This is a genomic window from Mesorhizobium sp. 131-3-5 (assembly GCF_016756575.1).
Lineage (GTDB): Bacteria > Pseudomonadota > Alphaproteobacteria > Rhizobiales > Rhizobiaceae > Mesorhizobium > Mesorhizobium jarvisii.
Window position 1 is genome coordinate 4,541,459 of the sequence record NZ_AP023254.1, and the last position, 20,997, is coordinate 4,562,455.

The 20,997-nt window shown below is 61.8% G+C and carries 31 protein-coding genes; all 31 read right to left on the bottom strand.

Translation table 11 applies throughout. From position 1 onward, the window contains the following. Nucleotides 1-37 precede the first annotated feature (37 nt). Entirely contained in the window at nucleotides 38-1,690 is a 1,653-nt protein-coding gene (locus JG747_RS22065; RefSeq protein WP_202360036.1) for a hypothetical protein, read from the bottom strand. A gap of 328 nt (nucleotides 1,691-2,018) precedes the next feature. Beyond that, nucleotides 2,019-2,849, bottom strand: coding sequence for an aspartyl/asparaginyl beta-hydroxylase domain-containing protein (locus JG747_RS22070; protein ID WP_027046811.1), 831 nt, complete (start codon nucleotides 2,847-2,849; stop codon nucleotides 2,019-2,021). Nucleotides 2,850-3,025: 176 nt separating this feature from the next. After that, nucleotides 3,026-3,709: a DUF930 domain-containing protein gene (locus tag JG747_RS37120; protein ID WP_244748192.1), complete on the bottom strand. Its 684-nt coding sequence runs from the start codon at nucleotides 3,707-3,709 to the stop codon at nucleotides 3,026-3,028. 5 nt (nucleotides 3,710-3,714) lie between these two features. Further along, on the bottom strand, nucleotides 3,715-5,022 hold the full coding sequence (locus JG747_RS22080; RefSeq protein WP_069092112.1) for a replication-associated recombination protein A: 1,308 nt from the start codon (nucleotides 5,020-5,022) through the stop codon (nucleotides 3,715-3,717). A gap of 41 nt (nucleotides 5,023-5,063) precedes the next feature. After that, the gene (locus JG747_RS22085; protein WP_069092111.1) at nucleotides 5,064-6,557 is read right to left on the bottom strand and encodes a DegQ family serine endoprotease; all 1,494 of its coding nucleotides are present in this window, start codon (nucleotides 6,555-6,557) and stop codon (nucleotides 5,064-5,066) included. 181 nt (nucleotides 6,558-6,738) lie between these two features. Next, entirely contained in the window at nucleotides 6,739-7,170 is a 432-nt protein-coding gene (gene rplQ, locus JG747_RS22090; RefSeq protein ID WP_010909289.1) for a 50S ribosomal protein L17, read from the bottom strand. Nucleotides 7,171-7,274: 104 nt separating this feature from the next. Continuing rightward, entirely contained in the window at nucleotides 7,275-8,285 is a 1,011-nt protein-coding gene (locus JG747_RS22095) for a DNA-directed RNA polymerase subunit alpha (RefSeq protein WP_006205443.1), read from the bottom strand. A 104-nt stretch (nucleotides 8,286-8,389) separates the two neighbouring features. Further along, the gene (rpsK, locus tag JG747_RS22100) at nucleotides 8,390-8,779 is read right to left on the bottom strand and encodes a 30S ribosomal protein S11 (protein WP_006205444.1); all 390 of its coding nucleotides are present in this window, start codon (nucleotides 8,777-8,779) and stop codon (nucleotides 8,390-8,392) included. A 158-nt stretch (nucleotides 8,780-8,937) separates the two neighbouring features. Next, nucleotides 8,938-9,306 (bottom strand): 30S ribosomal protein S13, encoded by a 369-nt coding sequence (rpsM, locus tag JG747_RS22105; RefSeq protein WP_006205445.1) that lies wholly within the window; start codon nucleotides 9,304-9,306, stop codon nucleotides 8,938-8,940. 218 nt (nucleotides 9,307-9,524) lie between these two features. Beyond that, nucleotides 9,525-10,121 (bottom strand): adenylate kinase, encoded by a 597-nt coding sequence (locus JG747_RS22110; protein WP_019857972.1) that lies wholly within the window; start codon nucleotides 10,119-10,121, stop codon nucleotides 9,525-9,527. Next, a complete protein-coding gene (gene secY / locus JG747_RS22115) occupies nucleotides 10,118-11,458 on the bottom strand; it encodes a preprotein translocase subunit SecY (RefSeq protein WP_019857971.1) in 1,341 nt (446 codons plus the stop codon). The genes JG747_RS22110 and secY overlap by 4 nt, the downstream gene beginning before the upstream one ends. Nucleotides 11,459-11,652: 194 nt before the next feature. Beyond that, nucleotides 11,653-12,126, bottom strand: coding sequence for a 50S ribosomal protein L15 (rplO, locus tag JG747_RS22120; protein WP_010909286.1), 474 nt, complete (start codon nucleotides 12,124-12,126; stop codon nucleotides 11,653-11,655). A 22-nt stretch (nucleotides 12,127-12,148) separates the two neighbouring features. Then, nucleotides 12,149-12,346, bottom strand: coding sequence for a 50S ribosomal protein L30 (gene rpmD / locus JG747_RS22125; RefSeq protein ID WP_006205449.1), 198 nt, complete (start codon nucleotides 12,344-12,346; stop codon nucleotides 12,149-12,151). A gap of 24 nt (nucleotides 12,347-12,370) precedes the next feature. Continuing rightward, entirely contained in the window at nucleotides 12,371-12,940 is a 570-nt protein-coding gene (rpsE, locus tag JG747_RS22130; RefSeq protein WP_027046810.1) for a 30S ribosomal protein S5, read from the bottom strand. Nucleotides 12,941-13,016: 76 nt separating this feature from the next. Further along, nucleotides 13,017-13,376 (bottom strand): 50S ribosomal protein L18, encoded by a 360-nt coding sequence (rplR, locus tag JG747_RS22135; protein WP_010909284.1) that lies wholly within the window; start codon nucleotides 13,374-13,376, stop codon nucleotides 13,017-13,019. An 86-nt stretch (nucleotides 13,377-13,462) separates the two neighbouring features. After that, nucleotides 13,463-13,996, bottom strand: coding sequence for a 50S ribosomal protein L6 (gene rplF, locus JG747_RS22140; protein ID WP_019857968.1), 534 nt, complete (start codon nucleotides 13,994-13,996; stop codon nucleotides 13,463-13,465). Nucleotides 13,997-14,084: 88 nt separating this feature from the next. Further along, nucleotides 14,085-14,483: a 30S ribosomal protein S8 gene (gene rpsH / locus JG747_RS22145; protein ID WP_006205453.1), complete on the bottom strand. Its 399-nt coding sequence runs from the start codon at nucleotides 14,481-14,483 to the stop codon at nucleotides 14,085-14,087. 12 nt (nucleotides 14,484-14,495) lie between these two features. Continuing rightward, nucleotides 14,496-14,801 (bottom strand): 30S ribosomal protein S14, encoded by a 306-nt coding sequence (gene rpsN, locus JG747_RS22150; protein WP_010909282.1) that lies wholly within the window; start codon nucleotides 14,799-14,801, stop codon nucleotides 14,496-14,498. A gap of 27 nt (nucleotides 14,802-14,828) precedes the next feature. Further along, nucleotides 14,829-15,407: a 50S ribosomal protein L5 gene (gene rplE / locus JG747_RS22155; protein ID WP_010909281.1), complete on the bottom strand. Its 579-nt coding sequence runs from the start codon at nucleotides 15,405-15,407 to the stop codon at nucleotides 14,829-14,831. Then, nucleotides 15,400-15,714, bottom strand: a complete 315-nt coding sequence (rplX, locus tag JG747_RS22160; RefSeq protein WP_019857966.1) for a 50S ribosomal protein L24 — start codon at nucleotides 15,712-15,714, stop codon at nucleotides 15,400-15,402. Before rplX ends, rplE begins: the two co-directional genes overlap by 8 nt. 12 nt (nucleotides 15,715-15,726) lie before the next feature. Next, the gene (gene rplN, locus JG747_RS22165; protein ID WP_006205457.1) at nucleotides 15,727-16,095 is read right to left on the bottom strand and encodes a 50S ribosomal protein L14; all 369 of its coding nucleotides are present in this window, start codon (nucleotides 16,093-16,095) and stop codon (nucleotides 15,727-15,729) included. Between the two features lie 84 nt (nucleotides 16,096-16,179). Beyond that, nucleotides 16,180-16,419 carry a 30S ribosomal protein S17 gene (rpsQ, locus tag JG747_RS22170; RefSeq protein ID WP_010909280.1) on the bottom strand — a complete coding sequence of 80 codons (240 nt, stop codon included), beginning with the start codon at nucleotides 16,417-16,419 and terminating at the stop codon, nucleotides 16,180-16,182. Nucleotides 16,420-16,430: 11 nt separating this feature from the next. Then, a complete protein-coding gene (rpmC, locus tag JG747_RS22175) occupies nucleotides 16,431-16,631 on the bottom strand; it encodes a 50S ribosomal protein L29 (RefSeq protein WP_006205459.1) in 201 nt (66 codons plus the stop codon). Nucleotides 16,632-16,644: 13 nt separating this feature from the next. Beyond that, entirely contained in the window at nucleotides 16,645-17,058 is a 414-nt protein-coding gene (gene rplP, locus JG747_RS22180; protein WP_010909279.1) for a 50S ribosomal protein L16, read from the bottom strand. Nucleotides 17,059-17,085: 27 nt separating this feature from the next. After that, nucleotides 17,086-17,811: a 30S ribosomal protein S3 gene (gene rpsC / locus JG747_RS22185; protein ID WP_010909278.1), complete on the bottom strand. Its 726-nt coding sequence runs from the start codon at nucleotides 17,809-17,811 to the stop codon at nucleotides 17,086-17,088. Continuing rightward, nucleotides 17,811-18,200 (bottom strand): 50S ribosomal protein L22, encoded by a 390-nt coding sequence (gene rplV / locus JG747_RS22190; RefSeq protein WP_010909277.1) that lies wholly within the window; start codon nucleotides 18,198-18,200, stop codon nucleotides 17,811-17,813. The genes rpsC and rplV overlap by 1 nt, the downstream gene beginning before the upstream one ends. Before the next feature lie 2 nt (nucleotides 18,201-18,202). Next, on the bottom strand, nucleotides 18,203-18,481 hold the full coding sequence (gene rpsS, locus JG747_RS22195) for a 30S ribosomal protein S19 (RefSeq protein WP_006205463.1): 279 nt from the start codon (nucleotides 18,479-18,481) through the stop codon (nucleotides 18,203-18,205). A 16-nt stretch (nucleotides 18,482-18,497) separates the two neighbouring features. Further along, entirely contained in the window at nucleotides 18,498-19,331 is an 834-nt protein-coding gene (gene rplB, locus JG747_RS22200) for a 50S ribosomal protein L2 (RefSeq protein WP_010909276.1), read from the bottom strand. A gap of 22 nt (nucleotides 19,332-19,353) precedes the next feature. Then, complete coding sequence (locus tag JG747_RS22205; RefSeq protein WP_010909275.1) at nucleotides 19,354-19,647, bottom strand: 50S ribosomal protein L23; 294 nt, start codon at nucleotides 19,645-19,647, stop codon at nucleotides 19,354-19,356. Continuing rightward, nucleotides 19,644-20,264, bottom strand: coding sequence for a 50S ribosomal protein L4 (gene rplD / locus JG747_RS22210; protein WP_019857964.1), 621 nt, complete (start codon nucleotides 20,262-20,264; stop codon nucleotides 19,644-19,646). The genes JG747_RS22205 and rplD overlap by 4 nt, the downstream gene beginning before the upstream one ends. Further along, nucleotides 20,264-20,977, bottom strand: coding sequence for a 50S ribosomal protein L3 (rplC, locus tag JG747_RS22215; RefSeq protein WP_202360037.1), 714 nt, complete (start codon nucleotides 20,975-20,977; stop codon nucleotides 20,264-20,266). Before rplC ends, rplD begins: the two co-directional genes overlap by 1 nt. Nucleotides 20,978-20,997 lie beyond the last annotated feature (20 nt).

Consider the following 20,997-nt stretch of genomic DNA (forward strand, 5'->3'; position numbering starts at 1 on the left):
TGCCCGTGTCGAGGCCGTGGCGTCAATCCCTTCGCAATCACCATTCAGGCACCGTCCAGTCTGGATACTTCTTCTTGAATTCGACGTAGAGGGCATCGACCTCGGCCTTTCTGACCGGGCGTACCTGTTCGTAGAGATAGCCGGCGACACCGCCTGACAATCGGTACTGCGCAATGCGCCTGTACGCGGCACCGATACCCTTGCCTTCAAGAATATACTGGTTCGGGAGCGTGACGCAGATCTGCGCGCCGGGTTGCAGATGAGTAACCGGCCGGTCGGTCACGACAACATATCTGGATTTCAATGCGTCCGGTCGGAACCGATCACGACTGTCCACCTGGCAAATCCATCCGACATGGGTAACAAGATCCCGTTTCATGCCGAACAACAGGGCGTCGCTCATCACAGGACCCGACGCAAATACCGAAAAGCGGTCCTTCGGTTCCATCCTGTCGACGAGGTCATCGATCAGGCGGCTGTATTCGGGGAGATTGTCAAGGTGAAGGGGAAGCGTGGCTTCCCTGGCGAAGACGAAGCCAACCGGGGACAACAACTGACGGCCGGCTGGAAAAAACGTGCCCAAAAAAGCAAATCCGGCAACAGCGGCCATGGCGACGGTCGGCCATCGTGATTTCAGTCCCGGCACGGAGACGATCGAAACGATTGCCTGGGCATAGGCGGGAAAGAGCCAAAGAAAAATCGGCAAGGAATGATGACGTTCCGGGTCCTGCGTCCGGATGAAAGCCAAGAAGGTAAGCACCGAGGCCATGGCACAGAAGACGGCAAATCTGTTGCGGCGCACAACCGAGATGTTGAGGCCCACCACAATCAACGCCCAGTTCAGATAGCTGAGCCGGGATCCGACGTCACCGAGCTGGGTGACAAAGGTCGTCTTGTATCCGCTGTAAAGGTCGGCGTAGCTGGTTTGCAGAATCTTGGCAATTAGCGGCAGCTGGAAGTTCAACGCCGTCGCGGCAATAAGGAAAACCACGCACGCGCCGCCCAGAGCCGCGTTGCGGAAGGCCGGCAAATCCCGCTCCCTTGCAATCTGCAGCAAACCCAGGAATGCCGCGGAAACGGTGATCCCTATGTCCGCATAGGCGTACCAGCGGCGCAGCATGAACGCCAACCACAGGCAGGCGCCGACGGCTATTCCGCTCACCACCGGTTCGCGGGTCAGGAATTTGGATTTCCAGAAAAAATAGGTTGCCGCGGTCAGGGCGAGACAGCCGGCAATGTCAGGCATTCCCCGAAGCGTCGGCGCCCAGAACGGCGTGTACAGGAAGGCCGCGATCCAGACGGCGATCCAGCTACGGGACGGTATCTCGGAGACCGCCTCCTGATAGCTTATTCTGCCTATCAAAAGAACCGCTGGAACCAGGTAGACCGCGACTATTGCGGTAACGAAGGAAAGCCTTGAACCGCCAAAAACAAGGTGAAACGGCATCAGCGGCACCAGGATCGCCACGCCGTAATCTTCCGTGGCGATAGAGGTGCCCAATTGGCTCAGCCATTCGAAAGGGCTTTCGACCAGAAGTGCGCCCTGCTGGTTGAACATGTTGAAATAGGCCGCGAAGTCCCAATAATAGACGGACTCTTCGAGACTTATGTACGCGGCGCTCACAGCAGCGCCAAGTAACACGGCGCAGATGTAAGCCCCCCAGAATCCGAAGATTTTTTTCCCGATCACTTGAAGCCGCCAAGAATGGAAGAGACGGGGTCCGCCTAAGTCTAATTTAAGCTATTTCTAATACACTCGAATGCCGTTTCCGCGATCGGGATTTGCCAATTCGTATCACGAATTATTGATGACTTTATAAAGATGTATACTTGAACGCATGGACGTCGCAAGCGTCGACGACACACAGAAATACCGCCGAAGGGACCGCTTCTTCCAAGCAGCCGTTCGATATATTATTCATATGTGATATACAGAAGCCGTGCGCGAGAGGTCGGCAAAAGATAATGCATCGCACCCTGACGCTGCCAGCAGAGCCGGCAGCGTCGACGTTTTCAGGTCAGGTGGTTTCGATCTTCTTCGGCTTGGTCGAGCCGATCATCTTCCAGTTCTTGTAGAACATCGAATTGATGCGCTCGACGCTGACCGAGACAACCGCGAGCATGCCGGCAATGAGTCTCGGGAACGGGGACGGCCTGATGATGTCCATGAACACGCAGTAGCGGCGGCCGTCATATTCGTTGACCGAACGGTGCAGCAGCGTGTCGTCGAAGATGAACTGCGGATTGTCGTACCAGTAGTTCTTGACGTTGCCGCATTCGACGAAGATTTCCGCCTTCACCGGGATCAGATTGTAGAGGATGCGAAGGCTGAGGCGCAGCGGGCCGAAGTGCCAGGAGGTCGATTCGCGCTTGCTGAAGACCGAAACGGCGATGGTCTTGATGTATTTGAAATCCTTGTTGAACTCGGCGACGTTGTCGATCCGGTGTTTGCCGTACCACTGGTAGACATACATGCCACGCCGGCCGGCGCCGAAATTGGCATCGATATCGGCGATGATCTCATCCTTGCGCGCCTTGAAGATGTCCAGGACCTCATTGACCTCGCGCTGATAATCCTCCGGAAACTGCTCCAGCTTCCACACACCGGGATTGCGGTAGCAGAGCAGATCGACCAGCAGGTTGAACGGCGACAAGAGCCAGGTGAACAGGCCGTTGCCTAGGAAGTAGCCTGAGAACAGCGCCAGATCCTTCCTGTCGTTGCGCAGCACGTCGATCAGGCCGCAGACGATGAAGATCGTCGTCAGAATGGGGATGAAGTAGAAGCCAAGGGCGAGAAGTGGGATGGCGATGGCGAATTTGCGAAGGGATTTGCGAAGGGTTTTTGTCATTTTTCCACGCGCGGAGCGCGATCCTGTTGCGAATGAGTGTGCCAAATCTCGGCAACGACCACCGCCCGGCCGTGCGCCTTGATAAGGTTTTTTGGGTCGCCGCACAACGCCACGACATCGTGGCCTGGCAGTTGCCTGGTGGAATTTGCCAGACTTCGGTCAATGCATCGCTGGGGTCAATGCACCGCTGGCAAGCCGAGCTCGTTCCATTTCTCCCTGGCCACGGGATCGCCGACCAGGAACTCAAAGCCGATGACGCTTTCGCCGTCCCGCGCGAGCTGGCATTTGAACTTCAGACCATACCAGTTTTTGCGACTGCGGAAAGCCGCGCCGTCCGCGGTGATCGTGGTGCCGCCGATCTTCTCCTCGGCTGTCGCATAAGGCACGACGCGTTCCGGCTGAAAGTCCACGCGCCATCGCCGGATCTGGTCCATGGCCTCGAGATTGCACAATTGCACCATGCGTTCGTCGGAAGCGAAGGTCGCGAGATCGGCGCGCGCCTGCCGGCTGCGCGGATCGGCGAGCGTCTTGGCCGACAGCATTTCGGTCGGCCGAATCATGGTCGGCGCGGTGGGCGATATAGATCGAGGAGTGGTTGATGGTGTTGTTGGTGTTGGTACGGACGCTTGCGCCTCGGGCGCTGAAGGCGGTGCTGGCGCCGGCGGCGGCCTTGTCGAGGCCTCGAACTGCTGGGGTGTCAGAATGTCGACCGACACCCGTTCCTCGTCCAGCCGCTTCGGCCGCTTTGGCAGCGGCATGAGCGCCAGCATCGCGGCCAGCAGTGCGTGGAGAGCAACCGAGGTTGAGATACCCCATGGCGGGGCCTCGCTTCGAAGCGTGACGACCACCGGGCCACGCAAATCCGCTATTCCCGTTCCTTGCGCAGTTTCGCCCAATAGTCGAGCCGCTTCCTGATGTCGCGCTCGAAACCACGCTCAGGCGGATCGTAGAAGGTCTGGCGGCCCATCTTCTCCGGAAAATAGTCCTGGCCCGAAAAGGCGTCGGGCTCATCATGATCGTAGCGATAGCCCGCGCCGTAATCCTCTTCCTTCATCAGCTTGGTCGGCGCATTGAGGATATGCTTCGGCGGCAGCAGCGAGCCATGCTGCTTGGCTGCCTGCGTCGCCGCCTTGAAGGCGGTGTAGACTGCATTGGATTTGGGCGCGGTGGCGAGATAGACGGTGGCTTCGGCAAAGGCGAGCTCGCCTTCCGGAGAGCCCAGATAGTCGTAGGCGTCCTTGGCGGCATTGGCGACGACCAGCGCCTGCGGATCGGCTAGGCCGATGTCTTCCATCGCCATGCGCACCAGCCGGCGGCCAAGATAGAGCGGATCCTCGCCGGCGTCGAACATGCGCGCGAGATAGTAGAGTGCCGCGTCGGGATCGGAACCGCGCACCGATTTGTGCAGCGCCGAGATCAGATTGTAGTGGCCGTCCTGGCCCTTGTCGTAGATCGGCGCACGGCGCTGGACGATACGCTGCAGCCCTTCGGGATCAAAGACCTCACCGGGCTTGGCGGCGCGCCAGACTTCCTCGGCCAGCGTCAGCGATGCGCGGCCGTCGCCATCGCTCATGCGGATCAGCATGGCGCGGGCCTCGTCATCGAGCGGCAGCGCCCTGCCCTCCGTCTCCTCAGCCCGCACCATCAGCTTGGCGATGCTCTCCTCGCCGAGCGAATGGAAAACCATGACGCGCGCGCGCGACAACAGAGCCGCGTTGAGCTCGAAGGACGGGTTTTCCGTCGTGGCGCCGACCAGGACGACCGTCCCGTCCTCCATGACAGGGAGAAAGGAATCCTGCTGGGCGCGGTTGAAGCGATGGATCTCGTCGACGAACAGCAAGGTCTGGCGGCCGTTGGCGCGGCGCAGCTTGGCCGTCTCGAACACTTTCTTCAGGTCGGCAACGCCGGAAAACACCGCCGAAATCTGCTCGAAGGCAAGGCTGGTCTCGCCGGCGAGCAGCCTTGCCACCGTGGTCTTGCCGGTGCCCGGCGGCCCCCAGAAAATCATCGAGCCGAGTGAGCCCGAGCCGATCAGCCGGGTCAGCGCGCCATCGGGGCCGGTCAGATGCTCCTGGCCGACGACCTCGCCAAGATTTCTCGGCCGCAGCCTGTCGGCCAGCGGCCGACCGGGCGGCGCCTTTTCCGGTTCATCGACACTGAACAGATCGGCCATGTACTTCTTTTGGTTTGGAGCGCGATCCCTTCAGATCGAACTCAGTAACGCAGCACCTGGCGCAGTATCTGCCCGCCGCGCTCGACGGTAAAGCGCCACCAGCGCGTATCCTGCTGGGCTACCTGCGCCAGGGTCGCGGCGGTATCGATGGTGGTGCCGTTGACCTCGCGCACGATGTCGCCCGGCATGAAGCCGAAATCGGCGGCCGGCGAGTCGCGATTGATGTCGATCACCGTCACGCCCTTGAGATCGGTGCGCAGGCCAAGCTTCTGGGCAAGCCGCGGCGACAGTTCCGCGACCTTGGCGCCCGAGAACGGGCTGCGGCCATGCAGCGTCACTTCCGAGGCTTTCGCACCTTCCGGCGCGCGCTCCAGCGCGATGTCCATGGCTGCTTGCTGGCCCTTGGTCAGGATCGCGAAATTCGCCTTTGTGCCGATCGACAGCGTCGCCATGCGATAGTCCAGCGCCTCGATGCTCTCGACCGGCTTGCCGTTGATCTGCAGCACGACATCGCCAGCCTTCAGCCCGGCCTTGCCGGCTGGTCCCGTGGCATCGACCGAAGACACCAGCGCACCGGTCGGCTTTTCCATGCCGAGCGATTCGGCGATCTGCGGCGTCACCGCCTCGAACTCGGCGCCGATATAGGGACGCTCGAAGAAGTCGAGGCCAGCCTTTGCGGCATCGGCGAAAGCCCGCACCATGTTGGCCGGGATGGCGAAACCGATGCCGATCGAGCCGCCGCTGCGGCTGTAGATGGCGGTGTTGATGCCGACCAGTTGGCCGCCCATGTTGATCAGCGCGCCGCCGGAATTGCCGGGATTGATGGCCGCGTCGGTCTGGATGAAATAGCCCGAATCCGAGACGCCGATATGGCTGCGGGCAAGTGCCGAAACAATGCCGCTGGTGGTGGTCTGGCCGACGCCGAAGGGGTTGCCGATGGCCAGCACCAGGTCGCCGACCTCCAGCGCGTCGGAATCGCCAATGGCGATGACCGGGAACGGCTTGTCGGATTCGATCTTGAGCACGGCTAGATCCAGCGTCTCGTCCTTCAGCATCACCTTGCTGGTGAATTCGCGCCCGTCGGCGGTCGCCACCTTGACCTCGTCGGCATCCTTGATGACGTGAAAATTGGTGACGATGACGCCGCTCGGATCGACAAGCACACCTGAGCCCAGCGAGGATTGGGCGCGCGGCTGCGCACGGCCGAAAAACTCCTCGAAGAACGGATCACCTTCAAAAGGCGATGTGACCTTGGCCGTCTGCGAGGCATAGACATTGACCACGGCCGGCGCCGTCTGCTTGACCAGCGGCGCGAACGAAAGCTGTACCTCCTCACGGCCGAACGGCACGCGCTTGTCAGGCCCCGAGGTGGCATTCTCGCCTTCGACACCGTGCAGCAGGTCGGTCAGCACGTCCGACAGGCCCGGATCGGCGGGTTTTGCCGCGTCTTCGGCGAACGCCTGCCGGACTGCCGGTGCGGCTGCGAACACCATGAAGGCGCAGAGCAGAACAAGGGACAGTCTTTTGGCGCGCATTCGCGAATCCTCCAAGGCAAGTTCGGGCGCATTGTCCCGACGATTGTGCAAAATGAAAGGCTAAGCCGCTGAAATCCGATTATTTTCGCGCCGGCAGATCATTTTGGGCACGCTTTGACGCGCGTAGAACATGAAAAAGGGGCCCGCAGGCCCCTTCAATTCATTCCGGAAAGACGGAGCCTTATGCGGCCGCGGCTTCCGCGTCGGTGCCTTCGGCTTCGAGGCGGGCGCGGTCGCCAGCGCCCTTGGCCGAGGTGTCGCGATCGACGAACTCAATGACGGCCATCGCGGCGTTGTCGCCGTGACGGAAGCCGGCCTTCATGATGCGCAGATAACCGCCGTTGCGGTTGGCGTAGCGCGGGGCGATGGTGTCGAACAGGCGCTTGACGACGCCTTCATTGCCGATCTGCGCGATCACCTGGCGGCGGGCGTGCAGGTCGCCGCGCTTGCCGAGCGTCACCAGCTTCTCGACGATCGGACGCAGGTCCTTCGCCTTCGGCAGGGTGGTGACGATCTGCTCGTGCTCGAGCAGCGACACGGCGAGGTTGGCGAACATCGACTTGCGATGGCTAATGCTTCGGGCGAAGCGACGGCCTTTGAAACCGTGGCGCATGGCTCTTTTCCTTCTTCAGTTGTTCAAGAGGCCAAGGCCTCTGATGGTTTTCCGCATGACCGTCGGATCGAGCGGCTCACGCCGCCGATCCTTGGAATTCATGCTCAATATTGGTCTTCGTAACGCTTGGCGAGGTCTTCGATGTTTTCCGGCGGCCAGTCCGGCACTTCCATGCCGAGGTGCAGGCCCATTGCCGCCAGCACTTCCTTGATCTCGTTCAGCGACTTGCGGCCGAAGTTCGGGGTGCGCAGCATCTCGGCTTCGGTCTTCTGGATGAGATCGCCGATGTAGACGATGTTGTCGTTCTTCAGGCAGTTGGCCGAACGCACCGAAAGCTCGAGCTCGTCGACCTTCTTGAGCAGCGCCGGGTTGAAGGCGAGCTCGGTGACGGCTTCGGCGGCGACTTCCTTCTGCGGCTCGTCGAAGTTGACGAACAGGCCGAGCTGGTCCTGCAGGATGCGGGCGGCGAAAGCCACCGCGTCCTCGCCCGAGATCGAACCGTCGGTCTCGATGGTCATGGTCAGCTTGTCATAGTCGAGAACCTGGCCCTCGCGGGTGTTCTCGACCTTGTAGGAGACCTTCTTGACCGGCGAATAGAGGCTGTCGACCGGGATCAGGCCGATCGGCGCGTCCTCGGCGCGGTTGCGCTCGGCCGGCACGTAGCCCTTGCCGGTGTCGACGGTGAATTCCATGCGGATTTCAGCGCCTTCGTCCAGCGTGCAGATGACGTGGTCGGGATTGAGGATCTCGACATCGCCAACCGTCTGGATGTCGCCGGCGAGAACCGCACCCGGTCCCTGCTTGCGCACAACCATGCGCTTGGGGCCGTCGCCTTCCATGCGGATGGCGATTTCCTTGATGTTCAAGACGATGTCGGTCACGTCCTCGCGCACACCGGCGATGGACGAGAATTCATGCAGAACGCCGTCGATCTGCACGGCGGTCACAGCCGCACCGCGCAGCGAAGACAGAAGCACGCGGCGCAGCGCGTTGCCCAGCGTGAGGCCAAAGCCACGCTCAAGCGGCTCGGCGACCAGCGTGGTCAGCGTCTTCTTCTTCGACGAGAACTCGATCTTGTTCGGCTTGATCAGTTCCTGCCAATTTTTCTGGATCATGATGCTTTCCTTCCGTTGACCCGCCACCATCCAATCGTGGCGGGCGACCTGGAATACCGCGGAGGAACGCCCCTGTGGGCGTTCGCGCGGCGTTCGGTAATTTCTTAGACGCGGCGCTTCTTGCGCGGGCGGCAGCCATTGTGCGGGATCGGCGTCACATCACGGATCGAGGTGATGGTGAAGCCGGCCGCCTGCAGGGCGCGCAGCGCCGATTCACGACCGGAGCCAGGTCCGCAGACCTCGACTTCGAGCATGCGCATGCCGTGTTCCTGGGCCTTCTTGGCGACGTCCTCGGCAGCCATCTGGGCGGCGAACGGGGTCGACTTGCGCGAACCCTTGAAGCCCTGGGCACCGGCCGACGACCAGGCAATCGAATTGCCCTGCGCGTCGGTGATGGTGATCATCGTGTTGTTGAAGGTCGAATTGACGTGGGCAACGCCCGACGAGATATTCTTGCGTTCGCGACGGCGAACACGAGCGGCTTCCTTGGCCATGGTATTCCTTTCAGTTGATCTCTACACCGCCGTAATGCCAGCGGCTCCACCTTCGTAAGGGAGTGGGGGAATAGGGCAGTAAGGGAGTAGGGAGAAATGCGACCCGACTGGCGGGCATTCCCTACTGCCTTACTCCCCTACTCCCTTATTCACCCAAATTACTTCTTCTTGCCGGCGATCGACTTGGCCGGGCCCTTGCGGGTGCGTGCATTGGTGTGCGTGCGCTGGCCGCGGACCGGCAGCGAGCGACGGTGACGCAGGCCGCGGTAGCAGCCGAGGTCCATGAGACGCTTGATGTTCATCGACACTTCGCGACGCAGGTCGCCTTCGACCTGGTAGTCACGGTCGATGGTCTCGCGGATCTGCAAGACTTCCGCGTCGGTCAGCTGGTTGACGCGGCGCTCGGCCGGGATGCCGACCTTGTCGACGATCTCCTGGGCGAACTTCTTGCCAATGCCGTGAATGTACTGAAGCGCGATGACGACGCGCTTGTTGGTCGGAATGTTGACGCCGGCTATACGAGCCATGTTCTTTCCTTCTCCATGTGGGCCGGCCAACCTTTAAAACAAGGTAGTCCCGGCGCTGTCAAAGTTGCCCCGCGTCCGGTGGAGGCCGGCCCTTGCGGGAGTTTCCAGTTCAAAGCGACTGCCTTGCCCTTGCGGACAAGCAAAGTTCGCACCTGATAGGAAGACGGGCCGCCATACCGCAGCGAGCCGCTCCCGTCAAGCCTAATCTTTAGATTCCGTTACCGCGCCTTGGCGGCGGCCGCGAGCACGGCTTCGATCTCGGCGGTCACCGCGTCGATGCTGGCCATGCCGTCGACCGTCTTGAGCTTGCCCTTGGCGTAATAATAGCCGGTCAGCGGAGCGGTCTTCTTGTAGTACTCGCGCAGGCGCTCCTCGAACACCGCCGGATTGTCGTCCTTGCGCACCGGCTGCCCGGCGGCCTTGGCGTCCTCGGCGCGCTTGACGATGCGGCCGACCAGGGCCCTGTCGTCGACGACCAGTTCGATGACCGTGTCGAGGCCGATGCCACGCTCAGAAAGCATCGATTCAACCGCATCGGCCTGCACCAGTGTGCGCGGGTAGCCGTCGAGGATGAATCCCTTGGCGCAGTCGGCCTGGTCGATCCGCTCGGCGACGATGGCATTGACGATGGCGTCGGACACCAGTTCACCGGCATCCATCACCGCCTTGGCACGCTTGCCGACTTCGGAACCGGCCTGAACGGCGGCACGCAGCATGTCTCCCGTCGAGAGTTGGGGTATGCCGTGTTTTTCTACCAGTCTTTGTGCTTGTGTCCCCTTGCCCGCCCCTGGCGGCCCAAGCAAAATCAACCTCATCTGGCTTTCTTCCCCCCGCGCAGCTTCGACTTCTTGATCAGGCCTTCATACTGGTGCGCGATCAGGTGGCCCTGAATCTGCGCAACCGTATCGAGCGTGACACTGACCACGATCAGAAGCGATGTGCCACCAAGGTAGAATGGTACGCCAGTCGCCGAGATCAGGAACTCCGGCAGCAGGCACACCAGCACCAGATAGATGGCGCCGACGACGGTGATGCGGGTGAGAACGTAATCGATGTAATCGGCGGTGCGCTCGCCCGGGCGATAGCCCGGGATGAAGCCCGAATGCTTCTTGAGCTGGTCGGCGGTGTCCTTCGGGTTGAAGACAATCGCTGTGTAGAAGAAGGCGAAGAACACGATCATCGCCGCGTAGAACGCCATGTAGAGCGGCTGGCCATGGCCGAGCGAGGCCAGGATGGTGCTCGCCCAGGCGGGCATGTTGGTGGTCTGCGAGAAGCCGGCGATGGTGGCCGGCAGCAGGAGCAGCGACGAGGCGAAGATCGGCGGGATGACGCCCGACGTATTGAGCTTCAGCGGCAGATGCGAGGTGTCGCCCTGGAACATGCGATTGCCGACCTGGCGCTTCGGATACTGGATCAGCAGGCGGCGCTGGGCGCGTTCGAAGAACACGATGAGCGCGATGACGACGATGGCCAGGACGATGATCGCCAGGATCAGGCCGGTCGACAGGGCGCCGGTGCGACCAAGTTCCAGCGTGCCGGAAATGGCATGCGGCAAGCCGGCGACGATGCCGGAGAAGATGATCAGCGAAATGCCGTTGCCTATGCCGCGCGCGGTAATCTGCTCGCCGAGCCACATCAGGAACATGGTGCCGCCGACCAGCGTGACGACGGTCGAAACGCGGAAGAACATGCCGGGATCGCTGACGATGCCGTTGCCGTTCTCCAGCCCCACCGAAATGCCATAGGCCTGTACCAGTGCCAGAAGCACGGTGCCGTAGCGCGTGTACTGGTTGATGACCTTGCGGCCCTGTTCGCCTTCCTTCTTCAGCGCTTCCAGCGACGGAATGACCGAGGTCATCAGCTGCATGATGATGGAGGCGGAGATGTAAGGCATGATGCCGAGCGCGAAGATCGCCATGCGCTGCACGGCGCCGCCGGCGAACATGTTGAACATGCCGAGCACGCCCTTGCTCTGCGAGGAGAAGGCTTGGGCGAAGGCGTCGGGATTGATTCCGGGCAGCGGGATATAGGTGCCGAGGCGGTAGACGAGCAACGCGCCAATGGTGAACCAGATGCGTTTCTTCAGGTCCTCCGCCTTGGCGAAGGCCGAGAAATTCAGATTCGAGGCTAGTTGTTCAGCAGCCGAAGCCATGCCTGATTCTCCGCTTGGTAACGCTTGATGGCCCGTGAGGTCAGGCGGTGCGTTTCACCGAAGCTCACGAGATAAGCTCCGGGCTCTAAACATGCAAGCGGCCGCGTTGACGCGGCCGCTTAATTGAGCAGATCAAAGCGCAATCGTGAGCAAAAACGGGATCCCACTCTTGCCGATCGCGCTTCAAATTGCCGTTACTCGGCAGCTGCCTTTTCCGGCAACTTGACCGAGCCGCCGGCCTTTTCGATCTTCTCGATCGCCGCCTTGGAAGCACCGGCGACGTCGAAGGCAAGCTTGGCCTTGAGTTCGCCATCGGACAGCACGCGCACGCCATCCTTGACGCGGCGGATGACGCCGGCGGCGACGAGCGCCTCGGCCGTCACGGTTGCCTTGGCGTCGAGCTTCTTGGCATCGACGGCTTCCTGGATGCGGGCCAGCGACACGACGACGAAGCTCTTGGCGAAGATGTTGTTGAAGCCACGCTTCGGCAGGCGCCGGTAGAGCGGCATCTGGCCACCCTCGAAGCCGTTGATGGCGACGCCGGAGCGCGCCTTCTGACCCTTGACGCCGCGACCGGCGGTCTTGCCCGAGCCGGAACCGATGCCGCGGCCGAGACGCTTCTTGGAATGCGTCGCGCCGTCCTTGTCACGCAGATCGTTGAGTTTCATCTGAGTTCTCCTGCGCTTTGGCTCAGCCCTCGTCCACGACGCGGACGAGATGCTGAACGGCGGCGATCATGCCGCGCACGGAAGGCGTATCTTCCAGGGTGCGCTGCTTGTGCATCTTGTTGAGGCCGAGGCCGACCAGCGTCGCGCGCTGTTCCTTCGGGCGGCGGATCGGCGAACCGATCTGCTCAACGGTGATGGTCTTGGTTGCTTTCTTGGCCATGGTCAAAATCCCTGGTCAGATCGACTATTCTTCAGCCGCAACGGCGGTGCCGCGGCGGGCCTGAAGGGTCGAATACTTGATGCCGCGAGCGGCAGCCACATCCTTGGGATGCATCTGGCTCTTCAGCGCGTCGAACGTGGCGCGAACCATGTTGTAAGGGTTCGACGAACCCATCGACTTGGCGACCACGTCATGCATGCCGAGCGTCTCGAAAACGGCGCGCATCGGGCCGCCGGCGATGATGCCGGTACCCTGCTTGGCGGCGCGCAGCAGAACGCGTCCGGCGCCCCAGCGTCCCTCGACGTCGTGATGCAGCGTACGGCCCGAGCGCAGCGGCACGAAGATCATGTCGCGCTTGGCCGATTCAGTTGCCTTGCGGATGGCTTCCGGCACTTCGCGTGCCTTGCCATGACCGAAGCCGACGCGGCCCTTCTGGTCGCCGACGACGACGAGTGCGGCGAAGCCGAAGCGACGGCCACCCTTGACGACCTTGGCGACGCGATTGATGTGGACCAGCTTGTCCACCATGCCGTCGTCGCGCTCTTCGCGCTCACGCTCGCGGCCGCGGCCGCCTTCCCTACGTTCCTGTGCCATATCCTGTTCCTTGTTTTTTTCCGGAAGCACGGTTGATGATACGATCCGGCGCCTCTGTGGGTCACCGGGGGCGAAATTAGAAGCTCAGACCGCCTTCGCGGGCAGCTTCAGCCAGCGCCTTGACGCGGCCGTGATAGATGTACGGGCCACGGTCGAAGACGACTTCCTTGACGCCGGCCTTGGTGGCGCGCTCGGCGATCAGCTTGCCGATCGCGGCGGCGGCGGCCGTGTCGGCGCCGGTCTTGAGCGAACCCTTGAGGTCCTTCTCGAGCGTCGAAGCGGCAGCGATGGTGTGGCCCTTGGCGTCGTCGATCACCTGGACATAGATGTTCTTCGAGGTGCGGTGAACCGACAGGCGCGGACGCTCGCCGGCGACCTTCCTGATCTGGCGGCGAACGCGCTGCGCACGGCGCTGCGTGGATTCCTTGGTACCCATGATGGTCTTCCTTGCCTTCAAAAATCGGGGGCCGCCATATGCGGTAGGCGAAGCGCCTCCCGCGACCGCTCCCCGCGGCGTTACACTTACTTCTTCTTGCCTTCCTTGCGGACGATCTTCTCGCCAGCGTAGCGGACGCCCTTGCCCTTGTAGGGCTCCGGACCGCGATATTCGCGGATCTCGGCGGCGACCTGGCCGACCTGCTGCTTGTCGATGCCGGTCACGGTGATTTCCGTCGGCTTCGGCACAGCGATGGTGACACCGGCCGGCGTCTCATAGACGACGTCATGGCTGAAGCCAAGAGCCAGCTGCAGGTTCTTGCCCTGCATGGCGGCACGATAGCCGACGCCGGTGATCTCGAGCTTCTTCTCGAAGCCGTCCTTGACGCCCTGCAGGATGTTGACGATCTGCGTGCGCGACATGCCCCACTTGGAGCGGGCGGTCTTGGTCTGGTCGCGCGGCTGGACAGCGATCTCGCTGCCTTCCATCTTGACCAGGACTTCGTCGTTCACCACGAACTTCAGCTCGCCCTTGGGGCCCTTCGCCGTCACGGTCTGGCCGTTGACGGTCGCGGTCACGCCCTGAGGCAGCGAAACGGGTTTCTTTCCAATACGAGACATTTTGTTGTCCTCGTCACTTCTCTTGTTTCAGGTCTCTGTCTTCGGAACGATCCGAAGACCGGATTCCAATTTGCGGTCAGCTGCCAGATCAGAAGATCTGGCAGAGGATCTCGCCGCCGACGTTCTGTTCGCGGGCTTCGTGATCGGCCATCACGCCCTTCGGCGTCGAAAGGATGGCGATGCCGAGGCCGTTGGCGACGTGCGGAATCGACTTGGCCGAGACGTAAACGCGGCGGCCCGGCTTCGAGACGCGGGCGATTTCGCGCACGACCGGCGCACCGTCGAAATACTTCAGCTCGATTTCGATCTCGGACTTACCGTTGTCGAAGTCGGTCTGGCTGTAGTCGCGGATATAGCCTTCAGCCTTCAGCACGTCGAGGACGCGGGTGCGCAGACGCGAGGCCGGCGTCGAGACACTCGACTTCTTGCGGCCGTAGGCGTTGCGGATGCGGGTCAGCATATCGCCGAGAGGATCGCTCAATGACATGTTATGTCCTCCTTACCAGCTCGACTTGACCAGGCCCGGGATCTGGCCGTTGTTGCCGAGATCACGAAGCGCGATGCGCGATACTTTGAGCTTGCGATAGTAGGCACGCGGACGGCCGGTGACTTCGCAGCGGTTGCGGATGCGGATCTTGGCCGAGTTGCGCGGCAGGGCAGCAAGCTTGAGCTGAGCGCGGAAGCGCTCTTCCATCGGCTTGGACTGATCCATGATGATCGCCTTCAGGGCAGCGCGCTTGGGACCGTACTGGTCGGCAAGCTTGCGGCGCCTGTTGTTCTTCTCGACTGAGCTGGTCTTTGCCATTTCAGATTTTTCCTTTTCTCGCTGCCGTTACTGGCGGAAGGGGAAGTTGAAAGCCTTGAGCAATGCCCGGGCTTCGTCGTCCGTCTTCGCAGTCGTACAAACGATGACGTCCATGCCCCAGATCTGATCAACCTTGTCGTAGTTGATCTCCGGGAACACGATATGCTCCTTGATGCCCATGGCGTAGTTGCCACGGCCATCGAAGCTCTTGGGGTTCAGTCCGCGGAAGTCGCGGACGCGCGGCAGCGCGATGTTCACGAGGCGGTCGAGGAACTCGTACATGCGTTCCTTGCGCAGCGTGACCTTGGCGCCGATCGGCATGTTCTCGCGGACCTTGAAGCCGGCGATCGAATTGCGGGCGCGGGTGACGACGGCCTTCTGGCCGGCGATCAGCGCCAGGTCTTCGGCCGCAACCGAAGGCTTCTTCGAATCGGCGGTCGCTTCGCCGACACCCATGTTCAGCACGATCTTGTCGAGGCGCGGAACCTGCATGTCGTTGTCGTAGCCGAACTGCTCCTGCAGCGCCTTGCGGATGGTCTCGTTGTAGACCTGCTTCAGACGCGGCGTGTTGGTGGCAGTCGCCTGCTTGCTTTGAGCCTTAGCCATTGATGACTTCTCCCGAGCGCTTGGCGACGCGCACCTTCTTGCCGTCCTTCTGGAAGATGAAACCGACGCGGGTCGGCTTGCCATCCTTGGGGTCGGCCAGCGCGATGTTCGACAGCTGGATCGGCGCTTCCTTGGTAATGATCCCGCCCTCTTGGGACTGGGTCTGCTTCTGGTGACGACGGATCATGTTGACGCCGCGCACCAGCGCGGTGTCATCCTTCGGCTGAACCGAGAGGACTTCGCCCGAACGGCCCTTGTCCTTGCCGGCCAGCACGACGACCTTGTCGCCTTTTCTAATCTTTTGCATTGGTCCGGCTCCTTACAGCACTTCAGGCGCGAGCGAGATGATCTTCATGTGGTTCTTGGCGCGGAGTTCGCGCGGAACCGGTCCGAAGATACGCGTGCCGATCGGCTCTTTCTTGTTGTCGACGAGAACGGCCGCGTTCTTGTCGAAACGGATCACGCTGCCGTCCGGGCGGCGGATGTCCTTGGCCGTGCGAACCACGACCGCCTTCATCACATCGCCCTTCTTAACGCGGCCGCGCGGAATGGCTTCCTTGATGGACACCACGATGATGTCGCCCACGGAAGCGTATTTCCGCTTCGAGCCGCCCAGCACCTTGATGCACATGACACGACGCGCGCCGGAATTATCCGCCACGTCGAGGTTTGTTTGCATCTGAATCATGACTGGCCGCCTTCTTCTTTTCTAACGGGACGGGCTCGAAGCCCCTCCCCGGTCTGTCCAAAATTCGTTGTTTACGCCCGGAGGTCAGGCTTGGTCCGAAGACACGACGATCCAGCGCTTGTCCTTCGAAATCGGCTTCGATTCCTGGATGAACACCTGATCGCCAACCTTGTGGGCGTTGTTCTCGTCGTGCGCCTTGTACTTCTTGGTCATGCGCACGGTCTTCTTCATCACGGGATGCGTGAAGCGCCGTTCGACCTTGACGACAACCGTCTTCTCGTTCTTGTCGCTGACGACGGTGCCCTGCAGAATGCGCTTTGGCATGGTTTTCGTCCTTAAGCCTTCTTGGCCGCGGACTTTTCCGCAGCGATGGTCTTGATACGCGCAATGTCCTTACGGACCTGCCTCACGCGCGCGGTCTTCTCGAGCTGGCCGGTGGCCTTCTGGAAGCGCAGGTTGAACTGCTCCTTCTTCAGGCTGGCCAAATCGTCGGTCAGCTGGTCCTGGGTCTTGGTCCGGATGTCTTCGGCTTTCATGATCAGCCCGTCCTTATTCTGCGATGCGCTGTACGAAGCGCGTCCTGACCGAGAGCTTGGCCGCGCCGAGACGCAGCGCCTCACGGGCGGTTTCTTCACTGACGCCGTCGATCTCGAACATGATGCGGCCCGGCTTGACGCGCGCCGCCCAGTAGTCGACGGCACCCTTGCCCTTGCCCATGCGGACTTCGGTCGGCTTCGACGTGACCGGCAGATCCGGGAAAATGCGGATCCAGACGCGGCCAGCACGCTTCATTTCACGAGTGATCGCGCGGCGGGCCGCCTCGATCTCACGCGCGGTGACGCGGTTCGGCTCAAGCGCCTTCAGCCCGAAACCACCGAAATCCAGGTTGGTGCCCCCCTTTGCGGTACCATGGATACGGCCCTTGAACTGCTTGCGGAACTTTGTGCGCTTTGGCTGCAGCATCGTTCTAACTCCAAATTCCTAAATGTCTCAGGCGTTTTCGCGACGACGACCGCGTTCGCGATCACCACCACCGCCATGCGCAGCATCACCCTCGGTCGCGCGACGTTCCGAAGCCATCGGATCGTGCTCGAGGATCTCGCCCTTGAATACCCAGACCTTGACGCCGCAGATGCCATACGCCGTATTCGCCTCGGCCGTGCCGTAGTCGACATCGGCGCGCAGCGTGTGCAGCGGCACGCGGCCCTCACGGTACCACTCCATGCGGGCGATTTCGGCGCCGCCGAGACGGCCCGAGCAGTTGATGCGGATGCCTTCGGCACCGAGGCGCATCGCCGACTGCACGGCGCGCTTCATGGCGCGGCGGAACGCGATACGGCGCTCGAGCTGCTGGGCGATCGACTGGGCGACCAGGGTCGCGTCGATTTCCGGCTTGCGCACTTCAACGATGTTGAGGTGCGTCTCGGACTTCGTCATCTCCATCAGCTTCTTGCGAAGCTTCTCGATGTCGGCGCCCTTCTTGCCGATGATCAGACCCGGGCGCGCGGCATGGATGGTAACGCGGCACTTCTTGTGCGGGCGCTCGATCACGACCTTGGAGATCGCGGCCTGCTTGAGTTCCTTCTCAAGATACTTGCGGATCTTGATGTCCTCATGCAGCAGCTTGCCGTACTCGCCGGTGTTCGCGAACCAGCGCGAATCCCAGGTGCGGTTGATGCCGAGGCGAAGACCGATCGGATTGACTTTCTGGCCCATTATGCGGCCTCCCCTTTTTCTTCGACTTCACGAACGACGATCGTGAGGTGCGAGAACGGCTTCTCGATACGGCTGGCGCGACCACGGCCACGAGCGTGGAACCGCTTCATGACGATCGACTTGCCGACATAGGCTTCCGCCACCACCAGCGCATCGACATCGAGGTCGTGGTTGTTTTCCGCGTTGGCGATCGCCGATTCCAGCGTCTTCTTGACCGTGCCGGAAATCCGCTTGGCCGAGAATTCGAGGTCGGAAAGCGCTGTCGCGACCTTCTTGCCGCGGATCAGCGCGGCAACGAGGTTCAGCTTCTGCGGGCTGATACGGATCGTGCGCAACACGGCGCGCGCTTCGTTGTCAGCAAGCCTGCGCGGAGCTTTGGCCTTGCCCATGATTATTTCCTCTTCGCCTTCTTATCCGCGCCGTGACCGTAATAAGTCCGCGTCGGAGCGAATTCACCGAACTTATGACCGACCATGTCCTCGTTCACCGAGACGGGAACATGCTTCTGGCCGTTGTAGACACCGAAGGTGAAGCCGACGAACTGCGGCAGGATGGTGGAGCGACGGCTCCACATCTTGATCACCTCATTGCGACCACCTTCACGAACCTTGTCCACCTTCTTGAGAAGGTAGCCGTCGATGAAGGGGCCTTTCCAAATAGAACGAGTCACTTGGCGTTACCTCTTCTTAGCTCTTGCGCTGATGGCGCGAGCGCAGGATGAACTTGTCGGTCGCCTTGTTGGACCGCGTCTTCTTGCCCTTGGTCGGCTTGCCCCACGGGCTGACCGGATGACGGCCACCGGAGGTGCGGCCTTCACCACCGCCGTGCGGATGGTCGACCGGGTTCATGGTCACGCCGCGATTGTGCGGGCGCTTGCCACGCCAAACCGTGCGGCCGGCCTTGCCGTCGTTGATGTTGCCGTGGTCGGGGTTCGACACGGCACCGACGGTGGCCATGCAGGAGCCGTGAACGACACGCTGCTCGCCCGAATTGAGGCGCAGGATCGCCATGCCCTGGTCGCGACCGACGAGCTGGGCGTAACCGCCGGCCGAACGGGCGACCTGGCCACCCTTGCCCGGCTTCAGCTCGATGTTGTGGACGATCGTGCCGACCGGCATCGATGCCAGCGGCATCGCATTGCCCGGCTTCACGTCGACCGCTTCGCCAGCCACGATCTTGTCGCCGGCGGCAAGGCGCTGCGGGGCGATGATGTAGGACAGCTCACCATCGTCGTACTTGATCAGCGCGATGAAGGCGGTGCGGTTCGGATCGTATTCAATGCGCTCGACCGTGCCGACGACGTCGAACTTGCGGCGCTTGAAGTCGATGATGCGGTACGAACGCTTGTGGCCACCGCCGATGAAGCGGGCGGTGATGCGGCCGTAATTGTTGCGGCCGCCCGACTTGGTCAGGCCCTCGGTCAGACCCTTGACGGGCTTGCCCTTGTAGAGGCCCGAGCGGTCGACGATGACCAGCTGGCGGGTGCTCGGCGTTACCGGGTTGAATTTTTTCAGTGCCATTGTTCTGTCCTCGCGGCCTTGCTCAGAGACCCGTCGCGACGTCGATCGACTGGCCGTCGGCCAGCGTCACAATCGCCTTCTTGACGTCGCTCTGGCGGCCGATCGTGCCGCGGAAGCGCTTGATCTTGCCCTTGCGGACAAGGGTGTTCACGGCCATCACCTTGACGCCGAACAGCGCTTCGACGGCGGCCTTGATTTCCGGCTTCGACGCCTTCTTGGCGACGTTGAAGACGACCTGGTTCTGCTCGGAAGCCATGGTCGACTTTTCGGTGATCGCCGGGCTGACGATCACGTCGTAGTGACGAAGGTCGGTCATTTAAAGCGCTCCTCGAGAGCCTCGACGGCGGCCTTGGAAAGGACCAGCGTGCCGCGGCGCAGAATGTCGTAGACGTTGATGCCCTGGATGGGCAGCACGTCGATGTTGGGGATGTTGGTCGCGGCCAGCTTGAAGTTCTTGTCAAGCTCGGCACCACCAATCACCAGTGCGTTGCTCAGGCCCAGCGTCGCGAAATTCGCGATCAGCGCCTTGGTCTTGGCCTCGGTCAGCTTCAGTTCGTCGATAACGATGATCGACGCGCTCTTGGCCTTGGCCGAGAGAGCATGCTTCAAGCCGAGAGCACGCACCTTCTTCGGCAGGTCGTGCTCGTGGCTGCGAACGACCGGGCCGTGGGCCTTGCCGCCGCCGCGGAACTGCGGAGCGCGTGCCGAATGGTGACGGGCGCGGCCCGTACCCTTCTGCTTGTACATCTTGGCGCCGGTGCGCGCGATTTCGGCGCGGCCCTTGGCCTTGTGCGTGCCCTGCTGCTTCTTGGCGAGCTGCCAGCGCACGACGCGCTGCAGGATGTCCTCGCGCGGATCAAGGCCGAAAATCTCCTCGGAGAGTTTCACCTTGCCGGCGTCCTTGCCGCCAAGCGTTGTGATCTTGAGATCCATTATTCCGCTCCCTCTGTGGCCGGAGCCTCGTTCTTAACAGCGGCGCGGATCGCGGCGGGCTTCGGCGCATTGGCCGGCAGTGCCACCTTGGCCGCATCGCGGACCAGGATCCAGGCGCCCTTCGATCCGGGAACCGCTCCGCGGATCAGGATCAGGCCGCGGTCGGCATCGGTCGAGACGATCTCGACATTCTGCGTCGTCACACGGGTATCGCCCATGTGGCCGGCCATCTTCTTGCCCTTGAACACCTTGCCGGGGTCCTGGCGCTGGCCGGTCGAACCGTGCGTACGGTGCGAGACCGAGTTACCGTGCGTCGCGCGGCCACCACCCATGTGGTGACGCTTGATGACGCCCTGGAAACCCTTGCCGATCGTCGTGCCCGTCACATCGACCTTCTGGCCGGCGACAAAGTGCTCGACGGTGATCTCGGCGCCGACATCGATCATGTTGTCGGCCGAGACGCGGAACTCGGCAACCTTCGCCTTCGGCTCGACGGAAGCGGTCGCGAAATGGCCGCGCATCGCCTTCGACGTGTTCTTCACCTTGGCGAGGCCAACGCCGAGCTGAACGGCGGTGTAGCCATTCTTCTCCTGCGTGCGCTGCGCCACGACCTGGCAGTTCTCCATCCGGAGAACGGTGACGGGAACATGTTCCCCGGCATCGTTATAGATGCGGGTCATTCCCACCTTCTTTGCAATCACACCTGAACGCATCGGTTCAATTCCTTTAGAGT